17 protein-coding genes are annotated in these 19,772 nt (G+C 37.4%); 5 read left to right on the top strand and 12 right to left on the bottom strand.

Going from position 1 to position 19,772, the window contains the following annotated elements; all coding sequences use genetic code 11:
* Positions 1-90: 90 nt before the first annotated feature.
* Both MKL51_RS05035 and MKL51_RS05030 read right to left on the bottom strand, forming a co-directional pair.
* Entirely contained in the window at positions 91-2,436 is a 2,346-nt protein-coding gene (locus tag MKL51_RS05035; protein ID WP_017482057.1) for a hypothetical protein, read from the bottom strand.
* Positions 2,437-2,629: 193 nt separating this feature from the next.
* The gene (locus MKL51_RS05030; RefSeq protein ID WP_017482056.1) at positions 2,630-3,514 is read right to left on the bottom strand and encodes a hypothetical protein; all 885 of its coding nucleotides are present in this window, start codon (positions 3,512-3,514) and stop codon (positions 2,630-2,632) included.
* 185 nt (positions 3,515-3,699) lie between these two features.
* On the opposite strand from MKL51_RS05030, the gene MKL51_RS05025 reads away from it, so the two are divergent.
* Positions 3,700-3,972: a pyocin activator PrtN family protein gene (locus MKL51_RS05025; protein ID WP_004692381.1), complete on the top strand. Its 273-nt coding sequence runs from the start codon at positions 3,700-3,702 to the stop codon at positions 3,970-3,972.
* Here MKL51_RS05025 and MKL51_RS05020 read toward each other — a convergent pair.
* Complete coding sequence (locus tag MKL51_RS05020; protein ID WP_004692382.1) at positions 3,956-5,104, bottom strand: site-specific integrase; 1,149 nt, start codon at positions 5,102-5,104, stop codon at positions 3,956-3,958. The two genes, MKL51_RS05025 and MKL51_RS05020, sit on opposite strands and share 17 nt — an antisense overlap.
* Before the next feature lie 133 nt (positions 5,105-5,237).
* Here MKL51_RS05020 and dusA point away from each other — a divergent pair, with 133 nt between their 5' ends.
* Together dusA and MKL51_RS05010 are read left to right on the top strand one after the other, a co-directional pair.
* Positions 5,238-6,254: a tRNA dihydrouridine(20/20a) synthase DusA gene (gene dusA / locus MKL51_RS05015; protein ID WP_017482055.1), complete on the top strand. Its 1,017-nt coding sequence runs from the start codon at positions 5,238-5,240 to the stop codon at positions 6,252-6,254.
* A 335-nt stretch (positions 6,255-6,589) separates the two neighbouring features.
* Entirely contained in the window at positions 6,590-7,102 is a 513-nt protein-coding gene (locus MKL51_RS05010) for a hypothetical protein (protein WP_017482054.1), read from the top strand.
* A gap of 8 nt (positions 7,103-7,110) precedes the next feature.
* On the opposite strand, the gene MKL51_RS05005 is transcribed toward MKL51_RS05010, so the two are convergent.
* Positions 7,111-8,010 carry a LysR family transcriptional regulator gene (locus MKL51_RS05005; protein WP_080612974.1) on the bottom strand — a complete coding sequence of 300 codons (900 nt, stop codon included), beginning with the start codon at positions 8,008-8,010 and terminating at the stop codon, positions 7,111-7,113.
* Positions 8,011-8,106: 96 nt separating this feature from the next.
* Here MKL51_RS05005 and MKL51_RS05000 point away from each other — a divergent pair, with 96 nt between their 5' ends.
* Positions 8,107-8,229 carry a hypothetical protein gene (locus MKL51_RS05000; RefSeq protein WP_080612973.1) on the top strand — a complete coding sequence of 41 codons (123 nt, stop codon included), beginning with the start codon at positions 8,107-8,109 and terminating at the stop codon, positions 8,227-8,229.
* A gap of 67 nt (positions 8,230-8,296) precedes the next feature.
* On the opposite strand, the gene MKL51_RS04995 is transcribed toward MKL51_RS05000, so the two are convergent.
* A complete protein-coding gene (locus tag MKL51_RS04995) occupies positions 8,297-9,058 on the bottom strand; it encodes a tRNA threonylcarbamoyladenosine dehydratase (RefSeq protein ID WP_017482052.1) in 762 nt (253 codons plus the stop codon).
* A gap of 110 nt (positions 9,059-9,168) precedes the next feature.
* Here MKL51_RS04995 and MKL51_RS04990 point away from each other — a divergent pair, with 110 nt between their 5' ends.
* Positions 9,169-9,924: a DUF4261 domain-containing protein gene (locus MKL51_RS04990; protein WP_017482051.1), complete on the top strand. Its 756-nt coding sequence runs from the start codon at positions 9,169-9,171 to the stop codon at positions 9,922-9,924.
* 46 nt (positions 9,925-9,970) lie between these two features.
* Here MKL51_RS04990 and acnA read toward each other — a convergent pair whose 3' ends face one another.
* The 7 genes from acnA to MKL51_RS04955 form a co-directional block, all read right to left on the bottom strand.
* Positions 9,971-12,727 (bottom strand): aconitate hydratase AcnA, encoded by a 2,757-nt coding sequence (gene acnA / locus MKL51_RS04985; RefSeq protein WP_017482050.1) that lies wholly within the window; start codon positions 12,725-12,727, stop codon positions 9,971-9,973.
* 124 nt (positions 12,728-12,851) lie between these two features.
* A complete protein-coding gene (locus MKL51_RS04980; RefSeq protein WP_017482049.1) occupies positions 12,852-13,664 on the bottom strand; it encodes a TatD family hydrolase in 813 nt (270 codons plus the stop codon).
* Positions 13,664-14,605 carry an RsiV family protein gene (locus tag MKL51_RS04975; protein ID WP_017482048.1) on the bottom strand — a complete coding sequence of 314 codons (942 nt, stop codon included), beginning with the start codon at positions 14,603-14,605 and terminating at the stop codon, positions 13,664-13,666. The genes MKL51_RS04980 and MKL51_RS04975 overlap by 1 nt, the downstream gene beginning before the upstream one ends.
* Positions 14,606-14,695: 90 nt before the next feature.
* Positions 14,696-15,538, bottom strand: a complete 843-nt coding sequence (locus tag MKL51_RS04970; protein WP_002117238.1) for a hypothetical protein — start codon at positions 15,536-15,538, stop codon at positions 14,696-14,698.
* 69 nt (positions 15,539-15,607) lie between these two features.
* Positions 15,608-17,200, bottom strand: coding sequence for a peptide chain release factor 3 (locus MKL51_RS04965; protein WP_016142208.1), 1,593 nt, complete (start codon positions 17,198-17,200; stop codon positions 15,608-15,610).
* A 230-nt stretch (positions 17,201-17,430) separates the two neighbouring features.
* Positions 17,431-18,294: a hypothetical protein gene (locus MKL51_RS04960; RefSeq protein ID WP_017482047.1), complete on the bottom strand. Its 864-nt coding sequence runs from the start codon at positions 18,292-18,294 to the stop codon at positions 17,431-17,433.
* Positions 18,295-18,692: 398 nt separating this feature from the next.
* Positions 18,693-19,718 carry an IS30-like element ISAba125 family transposase gene (locus MKL51_RS04955; RefSeq protein WP_004994718.1) on the bottom strand — a complete coding sequence of 342 codons (1,026 nt, stop codon included), beginning with the start codon at positions 19,716-19,718 and terminating at the stop codon, positions 18,693-18,695.
* Positions 19,719-19,772 lie beyond the last annotated feature (54 nt).

Raw genomic sequence — 19,772 nt, 5'->3', positions numbered from 1 at the left:
GATCAGCAGAATTTCCAGACCTTCGGCTAAGCTCGGCTTTTTATATATTTTAGCGTTACGATAGTTAAGTCAGAAAAATGGTTTTCAGCTTTATTTTCTCTGAATCCCCTTAATATTTTTTTTGTTCGCAATTGGGGTCAAAACAAAATACTGAAAATAATGACTGGCTTCATAGAACCATGAATGCAATATTTTTTTCAGTTTTTTTCGATCTTCTTCCAAAGTTTGGAAGTCTACGTCATCTAATCTGGATGTTGAAATGTCAATAGATACATGATCCGCATCAATGGTGTTATTATCATTGTATTTACCGAACAACATTCTTAATTTAGCGAGAAACAGTGTTTTGAAGCCCCCTCCCAACTCGCCAGTCCGCTCATCATAATCGGTATAATTACTATCGATCGAAAACAACAGGGTTACTTTATAAGTGGGCTGAGCTGATTGACACTGAATGATGGTCCAATGACCAAGATATGCATAGATTTCTGGCTGACCCACTTTTTGCAATCGATCTATTGCCTTACGAATTGTAGAATCAATCATCGTAAAATTTTCAGTAAAATTGCCACAGCCAATCACCAGAGTTAGCAATACATGTGTCCCCTGATAAGCCTGCATCTCATCCCAGTATTTCAAATACATTCTATACGCTTTTTTGCTTTGTGCACTTTGTGAATTTAACCATTTTGCTACAGACTGTCCTTGGTGTTGCGCATTTTCCCTTACTGTGCTTAGCTCTTTCTTTTTAAGTGTATGGTTGATATAGCTGAATCTGCTTAAGACTGATACACCGATCTGATCTAAGGCTTTCCCATAATCACACAATTCAACTAATGTTCCTGCTAATAAAGAACGGATATTTTCAACAAGTGTGTGCTTAATTTCATTTGGACGCATCACCTGCATATGGAACTTAGCCTGCCTTTCTTCTATCTGCTGCAATGCCAAAAAACCAACCAGAACTCTTGTACTAAAAATACAGCCATACTCCTCAAGCAATCTTTTCAGCGATGTATAAATATCTATAAAGCTCACTCCAGCAAAGAAATACTCATAAATTCGATTGAGATCCGTTGCCCAAATAGGACGATTAACCATTAAAGGTTGATACAATGATTGCTTCCACTCTCCAGCCAAGTAGACAAACATTTCAATTTTAATCAGCCATTGAAAATCTGTATAAAGATTGAAGGGATAAGCGATTTCGAATTTTCGTATTAAAAAATTATAGCAATGTTGAATTTCTGCAAGTTGCCCAGCAACAGATCTGGAAAATTTACTTTTTTTGAGTAAATCTGCGTATATTTTTTGATGAGCAGAATAAGGTTTATGAACAGTATTTCGTTTTTGCTTTACTGCTGTTTTAGCAAGTACTGGCTGATCTTTGGCTGTTTCGAATTCTGAATAGCATCCTGCTTCTAATGCGTGTCCTGCGATACTTACAGTAAAAAGCTCGGTTTGGTTAGCAAAATAATTTAACGTGGTCCGAACAAAATTTTTGTATTTTGCTGAGTCTTTTTTTAGAATTCCATCCGTCTCAAAATCATCCCACTGATAATTTTGCACCCTCACGCAATAAGGCTTGGTTTGCAATTCTAAACCAGGAGCCAAAGTACAACGTTCGAATTCCGTCAAATCATAAAACGTACTTTCCCAGACCTGCCGAATTTTTTCTTCGAGTGATGCGATCGTTTCTGAACGTGTATTTCTAAAACAAAAAACAGCAAAAATATTAAAACAGTAATTAATACCAAATTCAATTTTATCAAAATGTGTCAGCAATCCTTCAATATTGCGTATTTCCGCTCTAAAAAATTGCAGGTGCTTTTGACAGCGCTCTTTAGCATGATTTAGATTATTGGAGTCAGCCGATACATTGTATAAGGGATCGATATACAATAATTTTAGGCTGATAAATTTAATGGATTGGCTGTGCTTGAAGCAAGCATCAAGTTTTGCTTGAAACGGAATAATTCGACGATCCATCTCATTCATGAATTGATCAGGAATGGTGAGTTGCTGATCAAAAAAACTTAACGTCTTTAGATCGATATTTCCTTTTGGAAAATCAATTTTGATGAAGGGAATCGTATGCTGATCGACAGCCTTAGCAAATAAGGCAGGATATTCGATTTGAGCATCGATCAAGCGCATTTCAGTGTAAAATGGGAATACTGAAGCTTGTTTAAGCTTTACAGAGGTTAGACACGCTGAAAGATGATGATATTGCTTTTTTTTATCTTCTAGGACGCGATGGAAAGATGCCAGTATTTGATCTCTAAAAAAATCAGAATTGTCTTCTACATATGCTTTAGATAGGTTAAACTCATACAGCTTAGAAAGAAAATCTAACCCAATTTTTTGTGCTTTATTCGGTTGTTGCCGTACTCCTCCAGCAGGATCAAAATAATAATTAAACTGAACAAGTCTCATCCAAAAGAGAATTATTCCTGAAATGTCCTTCACCCTCTGCCGATAACTAATTTTCCCCGATACCACCCCAAATCCCCCAATTTCATTACATAGTCAAAATACTATATTACTCTGCTTATTTTTAATTTAAGACCCTATCTTCACATTATCAAAAATCAGAATAAAAAACACCTTTTTAGACAGGTTTCCAAGCTCAACCTGAATGATGAACGAGAATTTTCACCATAAGATTTCGATGTCGTCGCAGGTGATTGACTAGTACTTCATCGCAATATGCTGTATTAAATGGGAGTTGCTTTTGCTGTGGAAAATACCGCTCTGGATGCTGTAGAAACTGTTCCCATTTTTTATTTTCATTCTGTAATTCCCTGATCTGGTTTAGATAGGTTCTATCCTGAATTTTAAATGACACACCAAAATCATCATCTTCACAGGTTTCTTTATTCTCGTTATTTTTTCTGGCTTCTGTTAAATCTAAAATTTTCTGTTTATTTGTCTCTAATCTGCTTTGAACCCATTGCAAATCAAACTCTCTAAACTTGATTTGCAGCGCGGGTAAAATCAGTTGTACTGCCTGCGAAGCATTTTTAAATCTGCCATTTTTTTGAGCATAACCAGTTAATTCTGAATAGAATATTTCAAGCTTTTTATGCAACAGCGGCGCATATCGTTTTCTTATATTCAAAATTCCATTGATTCTACGCTTCAAACTCGGGTTATAGGTGTAGACTCTCCCGCCTTCATCAACAACCAACTCAATATATTTATTTAATATTTCAGAATATTTCTCATTAATCTGCTGCTGTCTATAATCACGAATCCCCTCTATTACCGTATTAATTTGACCAAGCAAATTCAGCAAGTCTTGTACCGAATACGTTTCACCAAAGAACTGCATTTGGCTATGCTCTACCATCAGTTCAACCAAAAATTCGCGTTCTGACGCTTCAAACTCAGTCTTTGGGTCAGGATCGCTTATTATTTTATGTTCTCTTAAAAAACGTCCAGCATGATCCAAAAAGCAATTCAGAATTTCATCCTGCAATTGCTCAAAATCAAGAAGTGTGCAATTTCTCATTTATGAATCTAAATAATAGTTTTCAATATGTTATACCACAACTCTAGTAAAATATTATTTCTAATTATTAGTATTACATAAAGACCTACATCAAAAAAATAAGATTAAGACATAGGGATGGTCAGCCTTACTTCAAAGGTGACCCATTCAAATTAAAAAAGTTTTATGTATGGAATACCCACTTCATGAGTTGCTTTCAAATTAATACTACCGAACTACTTTTTATAAAGTATCGTTCTATGACCGTTGAACTAATGACAGTAGTTTCTGACTATTATCCCCACCTCAGCAAAGCCGAAGCACTGAGAAAAGCGAATAATCAACAATTCCCTTTCTCAGTATTCAAAATAGATAAAAGTAAACGTGCTCCATTTTTGGTACACATTAAGGATCTTGCTGCTGTCTTGGATAAGCAATATTCAGAGGCATCCAAAGATTTTGCTACGTTTCATCGATGAGGCGTAGCACCTCCTCCAACTGTAATATATTTCTTCTCGCTTTCACTGATACATAACGCTGTAAACTCCCCCAAGAATCGTGCAAACTTACTTTCTGAATTTCAGGAATAGTAAAACTCTGTTCAGCTAATCGAGTACAGCCTTCATGTCTCAAGTCATGAAATCGTAAATCTTCAATCCCCAAAATTTTACAAGCTTCTCTAAACTCTTTACCCAAACTTTTGGGATTCAAAGGCAATAACAAATTTTCATTATGTCCAAGCTTTAGCATCCGTTCTCGAACTTCTGAATGTTTCAGTCTTTTGATCAGCACCTTACACGGATCAAGTACATCAAATGACTTATGATTACCTTTAGAACCATTAGGATTCTTTAAATCATGCACTTTCCACGTTGAATGATGTGGGTCATAATCTCGAAGATACAATCGTGTTAATTCAGCTTCACGTCTGCATGAGAAAATTGCAAACCACATAATCAAATGCATTGGGTATTTAGAGCCATAACGATTTAGCTTCCATCGTTCTGCAAAATACTTCGTCAATGCAATCAATTCATCTCTCGAAGGCAGTCGGTCTCTTTTTTGACTGGAGGATATTTGACGTGTTTTTCTTAACTGAGCAGTAGCCTTATCAAAGCTATTTAAATCAATATCCATTTCCCACATAACAGCAGCATGAGAAAGAACACCTCTGATATGTAAAAGCTCATGTTGCAGTGTACTAGTTGCAATAGGTTCAAGATCGAGGTACGGAATTCCACCCTTCCTTAAAGCCACATGCTCGGCCAAATGTACTGATTTTATTTTTGTGATAATATTGCGCGCAATTGGTAGTTTCTTAATTAAGAGCAGAGAATAGCGTTTCGTCCTTCCGTACTCGCTCCCGACTTCATCCAAATATTTATCTATGGCATCTGATAAGGTCAGATCAATCAACTTTTCTTTGCCAAGCAAAATATCAGGATTTTCTTGAATTTCGACTTCTCGTTTCTTAATCCAGTTTTCAGCTAATTTCTTTGAGTGAAATGTTTTACTTTCAGAAAAAGCAGGAAAGCCCTTTCGAGTGATTCGAATCGCAGCACGATAGTTAACTTTACCATCTGCACCTTTCCTTGCTGTAATTGATCCCATAATTTACACCACAACATGTTTTTTCCATTATGGTGTAAAATTTGGTGTAAATGCAAACCGATTAACCCACCTAAACACTGGTTAAAACAGATTCGCGCAGGTTGCGAAATATAGTTTAAAGGTATGATTTTTAATGACTATTAACAAAAACATTGAAAACACTCAATCTCCGCGAATCAGTGTTGCCCCGATGATGGACTGGACTACAAAGGACTACCGATTCTTTGCACGCTTGTTTAACCCAAACGTTGTGCTCTATACAGAAATGGTGACTACAGGTGCGATTCTATTTGGCGATGCAAAACGTCATTTAGACTATAACGCTCAAGAACACCCAATCGTATTACAACTTGGCGGTTCAAACCCACAAGAGCTTGCCACTTGCACAAAAATGGCTGAAGACTGGGGTTATGACGAAGTCAACCTGAATGTAGGCTGCCCAAGTGACCGCGTACAGAACAATAAAATCGGTGCATGTTTAATGGCAGAGCCAGACTTGGTTGCTGAATGCATTCACAATATGCAAAAAGCAGTAAAGATTCCTGTAACAGTCAAACACCGTATTGGTATCGATGACATGCAGTCTTACGAAGAAATGCTACATTTCGTAGATACTGTCGCTGCAACAGGTTGTACATATTTCGTTGTGCATTCCCGTATTGCTATTTTGAAAGGTTTGTCTCCAAAAGAAAATCGAGAAGTTCCTCCTTTACGCTACGAAGATGTATACCGCTTAAAGCAAGAACGTCCGCACCTAACCATTGAAATTAACGGCGGAATTAAAACTTTTGCCGAAACTCAAGCTCATTTACAACATGTTGATGGTGTCATGATTGGCCGTGAAGCCTACCATAACCCTTACCTACTTGCTGAGCTCGGCCAACTTTGGAATTTAGAAGCACCAGATCGATTCGATATTATGGAACAAATGCTGCCTTATATTGAGCAACGCATGGCTGAAGGTGCTCCCCTTTCAATCATTACACGTCATATTTTAGGTTTATTCCAAAACTTACCGGGTGCTCGTAAATGGCGTCAGGCGCTAAGTGGCGGAAACGCAAAAACTTTAGCCGATGTTGAAAATGCAATTCAGAACATGCGAGCAGCTATGATTCGCACTGAAGAGTATGTAAAAGAGCAGCAGGTTTAAGTTGGCGACGACTTCTTAAATTGTAAGAAAATGTGGCATTTTAAATCAGAGACTTAGATTTTGAGTATATTCGCAAATGTTGGAAAAAAATATTCAAATTTAAGCTCTGATTAGTTATTTATTTATAATGATATCAATAATTTAAATTTCACAATTTTTGACCACCTCTTTTGATAAGTATATTTTCGCTCCAAAGCAGACACCTCTGGAAAAAAGATACGTTATTACATAACATACACAAAACTTTTAAGATACGCCTATTAGTATCTCTGAACGCCACAGGTAGGTGGTGATTTTTTTAATATGGATATGGGTAGCACGGTAGAGATTTCACGATGATTATTTATGACGGACAAGTAGCTGATAATTACATGTATCAGGATTCAAATCAGGCAGCCATTGTTGTATCGCACAGCGCACCAAGCCTCCCTTATCCTTTCACCATGAAACCCAATAATCATCAAACTCAAACTTCAACCAACCCACCGATCGATGTAGAAAAGTTTGTAGAAAAATTAGAAAGCGTTACTTCTAGACGCAGTAAAGCTAGATGCGCACGTAGTATCCGTCTTGCACTCGAATCTGCTGGTGCTAATGTTGAAAACCATCCAATCGCAGCTTCAGATTGGGGCGATACTCTCAAAAAGATTGGCTATAAACAAATTGATCCAGCCTTCGACGAACCTCAAGAAGGTGACATTTACATCATTCACAGAACCCGCAACCACGTTTATGGACACATCGCAGGATATACTGGAAGTGAGTGGGTTTCTGACTTCAAACAAAGTAGTTATGATGTCTATAAAGACGATAATGTTACTTATACTTATTATAGATTAGCTGCCTAATCAATTTCCTAAAATTGAAAAATTTGATGAATGCGTTCGGCACAATGTTGAATTATTTCATCATGATCTTTTCTATAAACCAAAACTACTTCCGAAAGTGATAGCTGATCGGTTAAAGGCAATAGTTTTACCTGAGCAGGCAAGATCTGCTGAAATTCTTTAGGCACAATACTTACACCAACATTTGCAGCTACAAGTTGTAACTGTGAAATCTTACGCGACTGAATTGGAGCTTTTTGTGGGGTAAATCCTGCGGCTAAACATAGATTTGAGACCAAATAGCTTAATCCACCTCTTTTAGAATGGGGTGTAGAAACAAAGTATTCTTCTTTTAAATCTTTGACTTCGACCTTCTCTTTATTTGCAAATTTAGCATGATCAATCTGCACGGCCACCATTAAAGGTTCTTCATATAATTTAATAACATTGACGTCATCTAGTGTATGCCGAACTGGCGGTCTAATTAAACCAATATCAATCTCCCCATTCAGTAAAGCCAAAATTTGATGCTCAGATGACAACGTGTTTATCTCAAAGTTAATTTTTTGCGTTAAGCTAATTTCTTTTAATATCTGAACCTTTTTATCATCCATAATAATACTGCTCGAATGAGCAATTTTAATCTGACGATTTTTTCCTTCTGCAATATTCTTAGAAACTCCAATGATCTCATTTAAATAATGCATATTATCTTTAATTTTTTTATAGAAGACCTCTCCTGCCGCCGTGAGTTTTACTTTCTTATCAGTACGATCAAATAACTGAAAATCAATTTCTTCCTCTAATAGCTTCATTTGCCGACTTAAAGCAGACTGAGCAATGAATAATTTCTCTGAAGCAGCGGTAAAGCTCCCTTCTTCAACAATTTTTATAAAATATTGGAATTGTTTTAATGTGAGCATAACCATCTCAAAATTAGATTATTAGGTCTATTTTATATATTAGATTAGATAGATAGCCTTCGCTAGAATTTTATCAAGACCATTCAATTGATTGAATTATTCATGAAGTATTTAAAAGGGTTTGTCATTTTCACCGTTGTTGTTCTAATTTTATGGTGCTTTAAATTTTATGATCAGCAGTTACCCACACAACCCAAACAAGACAACATAGAGCTGTATGATTAAATAATAGTTTCTCTCAAAAATAAAAAGGCATGCACTTACATAAGCACATGCCTTTTCAATATTTAAATTAGGCTTTCTTTAAATCAAGCTTTTTCAAAACTTCAGCCACAGCAATCATAGCAAAGCTTGAAGTCACCACTACCGCTGAACCATAGCCACCACAACGTAATCCCGCCGATGGGCAAATATCTGCACTAGAAAATGGATTATCGATTGAATAAATACAGGTAATACCAAATTTCTCTTTTGGCTTTTTACAAATACCTCGAGCACGAAGCTGGCTACGGAGCTTCGCTAACATTGGATCTTGTTCTGTTTTTGATAAATCAGCTACGCGGATTTTAAGGGGATCGATCTTACCACCTGCTCCGCCTGAAACAATCAAAGGAATTTTATTAAAACGACAATGAAGCATCAAAGCCAATTTTGCTTTAACGTCATCGATGCAGTCCAAAACAATGTCTGGTACAGGGTTTAAAAGCTCTGTGACATTTTCAGGCGTTAAAAAGTCATCAATAATATTAACTTTAATACGTGGGTTAATTTGGCGGCAACGTTCCGCCATAATTTCAACTTTTTCACAGCCCAAAGTTGATGTCATCGCAGGTAGCTGACGGTTTACATTTGATGCTGCAACCACATCCATATCGACTAATGTAATCTCACCAATACCTGTACGCGCTAAAGCTTCTACCGCCCAACTGCCGACACCACCAATACCAATCACCATCACATGACTTTTTTCATAGTGCTGGAACGATGAATCACCATAAACTTTGGCTACACCTGCAAAACGGCGGTCATATTCATCTTGTTGGAGATCGGTCATTGCTACTCTTTGGGGATATAAAACACGGGAGGTATTTTACCTCAATCAATTGGTATCGCATATCTTTTACGATATTATGAGTGGGAAAAGCTCCTTAGAACTTATTAATAATGAATCAAGAATTTAATCAAAAAATTATCTTATGTATTCCTGGTATTTGGGAAAATCATCAAGCTCTATTACATGCCCTACTTGTTAATGAAACTGGATATATTTATGCGGGCTCAATTATTAAATCTTTAACAAACGAATATTACGCTGAAGTTGAAGAATATGAAAATGATCCGAATGTCAGTGAGGTTTTTAGATCATTTAGTCTAGGTCGTTTTTCTGAAAGCGAATTAAAAAAAATTGAACAACATAATATGGTTATTTATGTTGTTTGTGATGGAGGATCAATAGAGTTAGCACAACAAGCTCTGTTATTAGGTCAGACCCTCATGAAAGCAGGTGGCTTAGCAATTAAAGTTGAGACTTCGGGTCTTACACACCTTAAAAGCGATTGGCTTAGCTATAACGCTGAAAATATATTAGATCTATTTAAAGCCTTTATCCCTATTATTTCTGATGATAATTTACTCTACTCTTGTGGAATGCAGCAATTCGGCAAACCAGATGGATGTATAAACCTAAAGGTAGATCAAGCATCCTATATTTTGAATAACTTCTTGTTATATCTTCTTACAGAAAACCCAGAGTTATTAGAAAATCAAACTTTTTCGGCTGATGAAGAATCAGAACCACTAAAGCTTTCCCTAAAAGCATCTAGCGATTTTTTTGATGTAGATTCACTATATTTTAATCCATTCGATGTTTGGGTACTGACGTCATCATTTAGCTGGAAGAAATTATTTAAATTTAGTTAGATTTTCATAAAAAGAAACCCCATATTTTACGGGGTTTCTTTTTTAACTAACCAGCAATCAAATTCCGAAGTACATAATGCAAAATACCACCCGCCTTAAAGTACTCGACCTCATTTAACGTATCAATTCGACATAACACATTAAAATGGCTCGCTACTCCATTTGGTCCTTTGACATCAACTTCAAGAATTTGATGAGGCTGAACGCCATCAGACAAACCTCGAATTGATATCACCTCATGACCAGTTAAGTTGAGAGATTGTCGAGTTTGTCCATCAATAAACTGTAATGGCAACACGCCCATACCTACCAAGTTTGAACGGTGAATACGCTCAAAACTTTCAGCAATGACAGCTTTTACACCTAACAAGTTCGTTCCTTTAGCAGCCCAGTCACGTGAAGAACCCGTTCCGTATTCTTTACCAGCAATAATCACAAGCGGTGTATGTTCTTGTTGGTAACGCATTGCTGCATCATAAATAGCGAGCTTTTCACCACTTGGCACATGAATGGTATTACCACCCTCTTCACCACCAAGCATTTCGTTCTTAATACGAATGTTGGCAAAAGTACCTCGCATCATGACTTCATGATTACCGCGTCGAGAACCATAGGAGTTAAAGTCTTTTGGCTCAACACCTTGCTCTTGTAAGTATCGACCTGCTGGGCTGTCTTTTTTGATATTACCAGCCGGTGAAATATGGTCAGTCGTTACCGAGTCACCAAGCACTGCCAAAATACGTGCCTGTTCAATATTTTTAATTGGTTTGGGTGGCTCACCAATTCCTTCAAAGAATGGCGGATGGCGGATATAAGTCGAATCATCAGCCCATTCATAAGTTTTACTTTTTGGAATCTGAATAGATTGCCAGCTTTCATCACCATCAAACACCGCAGCATATTCTTTATGGAACATATCCGTATTTACTTTCTGTAAGACAGCATCAATTTCTGCCTGACTTGGCCAGATATCTTTTAAGTAAACAGGTTGTCCATCTTTACCTTGCCCAATAGGTTGCGTAGTCAAATCGGTACGAATATTACCAACCAAACCATATGCCACTACCAAAGGTGGCGAAGCAAGCCAGTTTGTTTTAACTAATGGATGTACGCGCCCTTCAAAGTTACGGTTACCAGAAAGTACAGAGGCAACATTCAAGTCATGGCATTGAATTGCATCTTCCACTGGTTCTGGTAGTGGACCTGAGTTACCGATACAAGTCGTACAACCATATCCTACCAAGTTATAACCCAACTCATCTAAATACGGCGTAAGTCCAGCAGCCAGCAAATAGTCAGTCACGACTTTAGAACCTGGTGCAAGAGAGCTTTTCACCCACGGTTTACGCTGCAAACCTTTTTCAATCGCTTTTTTAGCAAGTAAACCTGCTGCTAGCATTACACTTGGGTTAGAAGTATTGGTACAAGAGGTAATTGCCGAAATAACAACATCACCATGATTTAATGGATAAGTTTTTCCTTCAATTACGCAAGATGGGCTTTCATGTTGGATATTTGCTTTTTTTGCCTCGACAGCAGTACCGCCACCACCTTCATTTTCTAAACGCTCTTTAGCTTCTTTGGCTGGTTTTAAAGTTAACTCCATCAGCGCATTAAAGGTTTTCGGCACCTCTGATAAAAGCACACGGTCTTGAGGGCGTTTTGGTCCTGCTAGACTTGCCTGAACCGTACTCATATCAAGGCTTAAAGTATCGGTGAAAACAGGTTCATCACCCGCATTACGCCATAAGCCTTGTGCTTTGCTATACGCTTCTACCAGTTCAATACGATCACTTTGACGGCCAGTTAATTTCAAATAACCCAAAGTCACTTCATCAATCGGGAAGAAACCACAAGTCGCACCATACTCTGGTGCCATGTTGGCAATGGTCGCTCGGTCAGCCAGTGGTAAATCGGCTAAACCATCTCCATAGAACTCTACAAATTTCCCAACTACACCTTTTTGACGAAGCATTTGAGTAATAGTCAGCACCAAATCAGTTGCAGTAATCCCTTCTGGTAGTTTTCCTGTGAGTTTAAAACCAATGACCTCAGGAATAAGCATCGAAATCGGTTGGCCCAACATAGCCGCTTCGGCCTCAATTCCTCCTACACCCCAACCTAAAACACCTAAACCATTAATCATGGTGGTATGTGAGTCTGTACCCACTAAAGTATCTGGAAAAGCAAAAGTCTGGCCGTTATCTTCGCCTAACCACACCGCTTGAGCCAAATATTCTAAATTAACCTGATGACAAATTCCCGTACCCGGTGGCACTACACTAAAGTTATTAAATGCAGACTGTCCCCAACGTAAAAATTGATATCGCTCACCATTACGTTGCATCTCAATTTGTACGTTTTCTTCGAAGGCCTGATCATCGGCAAAATAGTCGACCATGACAGAGTGGTCAATCACCAAATCAACGGGAGATAATGGGTTAATTTTTTCAGGGTCGCCACCCGCTTGCGCCATCGCTGCTCGCATTGCAGCTAAATCAACCACTGCAGGCACACCCGTAAAATCTTGCATTAAAACCCGTGCAGGTCGATATTGAATTTCTTGATCTGAGGTACGGGTCTTTAGCCATTCTGCTAAAGCATGGATGTGTTCCGTTTTAACGCTATGCTGATCTTCAAACCGTAATAAGTTTTCCAATAATACTTTTAAAGATTTCGGCAGTTTGGCAATATCCCCTAGCGTTTTCTCTGCTTGGGCTAAGCTAAAAATCTGATAATTGCTGGAACCTACTGTTAGCGTCTGTAAAGCATTAAAACTATTGATATTGCTATACTTAGCCATTGGGTTATCCTCCCACGTCTGGCAATGTTATTTTTCACGTTTTTACATGTTGTTTTCTTACTTTAAGCTTCTTTTTTAATCGCTGTGTTTTGTTTTAGTTACTATTTCTAATCTTTGATTTTTATTACGATAATTTCAATGCAGTGAGAGAGTTTTTCCACAGTAACTCAGCTAAATCTGGCTCTGACATATTTAAATTTTCAGCCAAACTTTGTAGAACGTAAGGTAAATTAACAGGGGTATTACGAGTCCGCTGTTCTGTTGCGGTTTGACAGCAAAGCGGTGTCATATCTGGACAATCTGTTTCAATCACCAAGTGCTCTGCACCTATAGCCTGCACAACCGTATGAAGTTTTTTTGCGTTCGGGTTGGTAATCTGTCCTGTCACACCAATTTTAAAACCAAGCTTAATCAGGCCTTTTGCCTCTTCTACCCCACCACTAAATGCATGAGCAATTCCACCCAATTTAAATTTTTGAGCTTTTAATATAGCAAGCACATCACCATGCGCTTTTCGAATGTGGAGTAACACTGGTTTTTGATATTGCGTTGCCAGCTCTAACTGATCTGCAAAATATTGTTTTTGTTTCGCATATACATCTGGCTGCTTATGTTCTTTCAAGAAAGTATCTAAGCCAATTTCACCTACAGCCACGCAGTTTTCTTGCTGCAAGATTTGTTCAAGATGAGAAAGATGCTCTGGTTGATGCTGTTCAATATAAAACGGGTGTAAGCCTGGTGCTAAATAAGAAGTAGGCACATTTTCCCAACTTTTTAACTGATGATAAGTCTGCACCAACTCATCAAAACGTGACTGTAGAAAGCCAATTAAAACCAAAGCATCTACACCCACTTTTTTAGCCTCGAGTGCTAGCTGCTGCCGATCTTCATCAAAATCGGCAACATCGAAATGGGTATGGGTATCAAACAAATGCATTAGCCAGCACTTTTTGCAACTGGTGCCGAAGCTGGTTTGGCTTTAGGCTGTGGCAAATACTCTTCTTTCAATACATCTTGCAATTGGTCATAAGGAATGACTAATCGAGGGAGCCCAACCACGTATGGGCCAATTTCATACTCACCGTATTGAAGGATTAAACCTTGCTCACCCAACAAGAAGTTATTAGATAATTTAAATGGCCATGCTTGTTCATAGTCAGCAACATTATCAGCCAATTTAGAGTCCGTCACCCATGTCTTAAAGGCTTCATGCGCTAACTTCTCTAAAGTTGCTTTTTGCTGAGGACGTAATAAATCTTCAAGCTTAATTTGCTTTTGCTCTTTTAAATCAAAATTATAATAATGCTGTGCAGCAGAGCCATGAGCCCCACCTAAATAACTACTACTGTTAAGCACTACAGTTACAACTTTACCTTGAGCCTGCAAAATCTTAGGTTTAACTAAAAGATTAATCTGATGATTACTACTTAAAGCTTTTAACTCATTATCTAGATCAATAAATGAATTTGCATAGCGCTGCACCTGTGCATCAAAGCTATTTTTTTGCTCTGCACCCGCAACTGCTGAAGTTTCTGCTTTTTGTTCCGCTTGCGTGCCCTTAGCATCAGGTTCAGCAATTTCTAAAATTTGATTTAATGTACTTAAGATTTGTTGATCTATAATTTTGTCAATAAAAGGAAAATTACTCTGTAAGCGCTCTACCGTAAATTCTGGACAAGTTTTACCATCACAATCAGGTAAAACCACCTTACTAGGAGTTGTTTCACCCTTCAAAGTCAACTCTACTGGCTTTTGTTCTTGAACAGTTGATTTCTGCTGCTCTTGAGAATCCTTAGGATCAGCTTTAGGTTGGCATGCTGCCAGAAATATAGCAGAAGCAAGCAAAGTTAATCGCAGTGAAGCTTTAGAAGATAACATCATATTTTGCCTTTTATTCTAAGGAGATTACGCTGTGCCTTTCTAAGAAATTAGCGCATATAAATAGAGGTTGCAAATTCTGCTACTATCTTAAAACATTTGTTCATAAACCTCGGGTTGTAATATTTTTTTGGTCTGTTCTTTAGATAAATAAATATCGAGCTGTGGAGCTTCTTTAGTAATCTGGTTTGCCTGATAATGTAAGCCAACCCCTTCACCATCAAAGAACCAATCTGCCTGCCCCCAATATAAAGTTTTTGGTGCTTCTTTCTTTATGTCAGCAGTCTGCTTTTTTAACCAGTCTTGATATGCCACCTGCACCATTTGATGCACAGTAGTTTGTTGATCTTTTTTCAAAACATCTAATAAAGTTAAGCTCTTATGCAGTTTTCGGTCAGCCACAAAAAAGTAATAACGGTCTTTAATCGTGAGCTCTTCTTGCTTGGTATCAAGTCCTAATTGCAATAAAACATATTGGTTACGCTGCGATGCAATACGGGTATGAAGATGCAATTCATAAGCCCGATTCTTTGAATATTTATCTTGCCATTCATCAGACTTTTTAACATAGGCATTAATGGCTTGCTGCAAACTTAAGTCTTTTTTCAAATCAATTTGATCTTGAATTACCTTAGCCTGACTTTTCGCGATCCATTCATTTAGCCATGCATCTTGAGTCTTTATCGTTTGAATATCGACATCAATACAATTTTTCTTCTCACAAAATGGCAAAGCATAATCAGCTTTTACTTGTTGCAAGTTTAGAAATGGGAGTACTTCAGCTTTCTCTATATTTTGATTTTGGTTAGAAGCTGATTTCATTTGAGAAGATGATGAAGGTTGAAAGCTTTTCCAGACAAAAAGGCAAATAGCTAAAAGTAATATGATTACCGCAACTAAAAGTGCAATAACTGTCTTTCTATTCAAATTCATTTCATCATCCTTTCTTATTTTTCAAAACAAAACAGCTTCTGTTCGAAGCTGTCTGTCAAATCTTAAAGATTAGTGTTCACGCGTGTTACGGAACTGAATATCAGGCCAACGCTCTTGCATAATCTGCAAGTTCACACGACTTGGTGCAAGATAAGTTAAGTGACCACCACCATCGATAGAAAGCTGATCATGTGCTTTTTTCTTAAATTCATTGAGAATCTTGTCATCATCACAATGAATCCAACGAACCGTATTAACACTTACAGGCTCATACACGCAGTCAACTTTATATTCTTCTTTCAGACGGTAAGCAACAACGTCAAACTGAAGCACACCCACTGCACCCACAATCAAATCATTGCTAATTTGTGGCATAAATACCTGAGTTGCGCCTTCTTCAGACAACTCTTTCAAACCTTTTTGCAATTGTTTTGACTTTAATGGATCTTTCAAACGCACACGACGGAACATCTCTGGTGCGAAGTGAGGAATACCTGTGAAATGTAGATCTTCACCACTTGTGAAAGTATCACCAATTTGAATTGTGCCATGGTTATGCAAACCAATAATATCACCTGGCCACGCTTCTTCTAGATGTTCACGTTCACCCGCAAGGAATGTCAATGCATCACTAATACGAACATCTTTACCAATACGTACGTGATTCATTTTCAAACCTTTTTCATATTTACCTGAGCAAATACGCATAAAGGCAATACGGTCACGGTGTTTCGGATCCATGTTTGCTTGAATCTTAAAGACGAAACCAGAAAAACCTTCTTCTTTAGCATCGACAACACGCTCTTGTGTTGGATGCGCTTTAGGTTCTGGTGCCCAATTCATAAATGCGTCTAACACGTGGTCAACACCAAAGTTACCTAATGCTGTACCAAATAGAACTGGAGTTTGTTTACCTTGTAAAAATAATTCGCGGTCCAAAGGCTCATTCGCCATTTGTACGAGCTCAAGTGACTCTTCAAAAGACGCCCAAGCCAGCTCACCTACTTTTTCACGGATATCTGCATGGTCATAGCCATCGCGTACTTCAATATCTGTAATAGTTGAACCAAAACCTGCTTTGTAGACATACAATTTGTTTTCAAGAATGTTGTATACACCCGCAAAATCACGCCCCATCCCTAATGGCCATGTAATTGGTACACAGCGAATATTGAGGACATTCTCAATTTCATCCAGTAACTCAAGTGGTTCACGAATCTCACGGTCCATCTTGTTTACAAATGAAATGATCGGAGTGTCACGCATACGACAAACTTCCATCAATTTGATGGTACGTTCTTCGACACCTTTTGCACCATCAATCACCATTAATGCAGAGTCAACTGCAGTTAGGGTACGATAAGTATCTTCAGAGAAGTCTTCATGCCCCGGTGTATCAAGTAAGTTAATGGTGTGACCTTTATAAGGAAACTGCATAACAGAAGTGGTAATAGAAATTCCACGCTCTTTTTCCATTTCCATCCAGTCAGATGTAGCTGCGCGGTCAGATTTACGGCTTTTTACCATCCCTGCAACCTGAATTGCTTTACCCCATAACAGTAATTTCTCTGTCATGGTCGTTTTACCGGCATCGGGGTGGGAAATGATGGCAAATGTGCGGCGTTGAGCAACCTGTGCCGCTAACTCATCTTTAAAACTCATGAAATACACCTACTGCGGAGATTGCAGTGCCAAAGACCTAAAGTCGATCAAAATAAAAATTGGCGTAATTGTAGCAGATTTATAGAACTGTTTAATGATTGTTGATAAGCCATGAGTTATTCACAAACTTTTTAGATCTTTTTTGAGAATGTAGTTTAGCTCCTTAGAAATTTTACAATTAAAAAAGCCCACCTGTTTAAGATGGGCTTGATTAAGACTTAATAGAATCTTTACGCCAATTTCTTTTCTTCAATGAATTGAACATCGGCAATTTGTGCATCCCAGAACTCATTCCATAAAGCACAGTAATCAATACATAGCTTGGTTAAGCTTTCATAATCATCTTTTGTAATTGCTTGTGCTAATGCAAACCACAAGTCATCTTCATGATCGTCATCAGCAGCCTCAGATGTTTCATCCGTAGATACCCCATGTACATGGTAATAACCACCACCTTCAACATCGATATTTACGAATTTAGTTGCTTGACGTAATGGAGGACTAAAAAGAATGACTTCCTCCTCTGCAACAGCTAATAATGCCACGACGTTAATATAACTATCATAAGAAGATTCTAAAAATGATCTAACCTGATTAGCGATTTTTGATGGTTTATAATTGCGACGGTCAAGTTCCGTTAAACCATAATCATTTAGTAAATCTTCATATAAAGGATAATGAGCATATTCAGGATTACCCAGATAGTAATTATCTTTGTCTAAACCAGGGCGAAAACCAAACTCATCAAGTATATTTAAACTTAATAATACCCGTGGATACATCTTCGCTCCAGAGTGGAGTTTAGGTTCCAATTGTTTTGTTAAAAATTGAGCCTTTAATAAAGCATCAGTAAAAATTTGTACAATCGCATGACGATATTCTAAATGAATAAGAGTCAAACGTTGTTTATCAAGATATCCACCGTTTAACAGTTCAATAGCAGGATGGTTGCAAACTGGTAACTCTGCAATCGTTTTTCTTAACTGTTTAAGAAATTGTAAATTTTCATCCCATTGTTTTGCAGGAATACTATTTTTCATCCCCTGCAATGCTTTTTCTCTTGGATTATTAAAATCTTCAAATTTTTTTAACATAATGATTCTCTGTAAAAAGTTTTTCTTATAGTTAAGTTATAGGCTCTCTCTTTATTACAATTTTGCATTCAATTGCTAAAATAAATTCCGCACACCCATACTTAACAAGTTGATACTATGTGTATTATCTCAACAAATCAACGGATTAATTAATAATATTTAAAAAAGTAAACTATTACCAATTAAATATATAATATGTTGTTTTTTAAATCAACCAAGCTATTGAATAAATATAATTTTTTAAATACTATAAAATAAGTTTTATTTAAGCTTATACACTTTACAATAGCAAAGTTAATCAAAAAATATCCGCAACGGGGAACCCGATGACAAAAAGAGAAACTATTATAACAACAGCAACATCCCTCTTTAACCAAAAAAGCTATACTTCGGCGAATTCAAACATGAGGTGCGACAGTTTCAAAAGCCATATGATAATCAACAAGCTGAGCAAATTTCTCTAATGGTGTAAGCCAATCTAACGCCTTTCTAGGACGAGTATTCAGTGACATGGCAACTTGATTTAAATAATGCTGATCTGCCTGATTTAAATCAATCCCTTTAGGTAAATATTGCCTAATTAAACCATTCATATTTTCGCATGTGCCTTTTTGCCAAGGTGAATGTGGGTCACAGAAATATACATCTATGCCTAAATCTTCTTCGAGTATTTTATGTTCTGACATCTCGCGTCCACGGTCATAGGTCAACGTTTTACGCAGTTCTGCAGGTAAATATTTCAGAGCTTCAGTTAAAGCCTTGCGCACTGATTCTGCCTTTGCATCAGGTAATGTTGCCAAGATACAGAGCCGTGTATTTCGTTCAATAAGTGTTGCTATCGAACTTTTATTGTCTTTACCTTTAATTAAATCAGCTTCCCAATGACCCGGTATTTTTCTTTCTTGAACTTCGGCTGGGCGCTCATGAATAGTTTTAATATCCTGTAATATAGAATCTTTTTTAGGTTCACCGTTAGCTTTTCGCTTTTTATTTTCATGACGCAGACAGGATAATAAGTCTTTTTTCAACTCACCCTTGGGTAATGCTCGTATCGTTGAATAAATCGTTGTATGGCTTACATTCATTGTTTGATCCAAATCAGGAAATGTCTTTAAACGCTTTGCTATTTGCTGAGGAGACCATAAACAACGGATCGCTTCAACAATAAATTTCCAGAGGATTGAATCGATTTTGAGTTTTCTGTGACCACGTCTACGTCTAGCGAAGGTGTTATCAGAAGCATATCGAGCTTGATAAACGTCATTGATGCTATTTCTTTTAAGCTCACGATAGATCGTACTAGGATGTCTTTTAATGAGTTCAGCAAATTTTCTGGCTGAAAAGCCTTCTTTTCTTGACTCAAGCATTAATGCAGTACGATCTTCAAAGTTAAGATGATGGTATGACAATTTTATATACTCCATAAACCCTTTAAATTAATTAGGTGGTTTATGTCGCACTTCAAGTTTTACTCTGCC

This window comes from Acinetobacter sp. AOR18_HL (genome assembly GCF_027855145.1).
In the GTDB taxonomy this organism is placed as follows: Bacteria; Pseudomonadota; Gammaproteobacteria; order Pseudomonadales; family Moraxellaceae; genus Acinetobacter; species Acinetobacter pittii.
The sequence above is the reverse complement of the archived record's forward strand: the minus strand, read 5'-3'. Positions and strand labels throughout refer to the sequence as shown.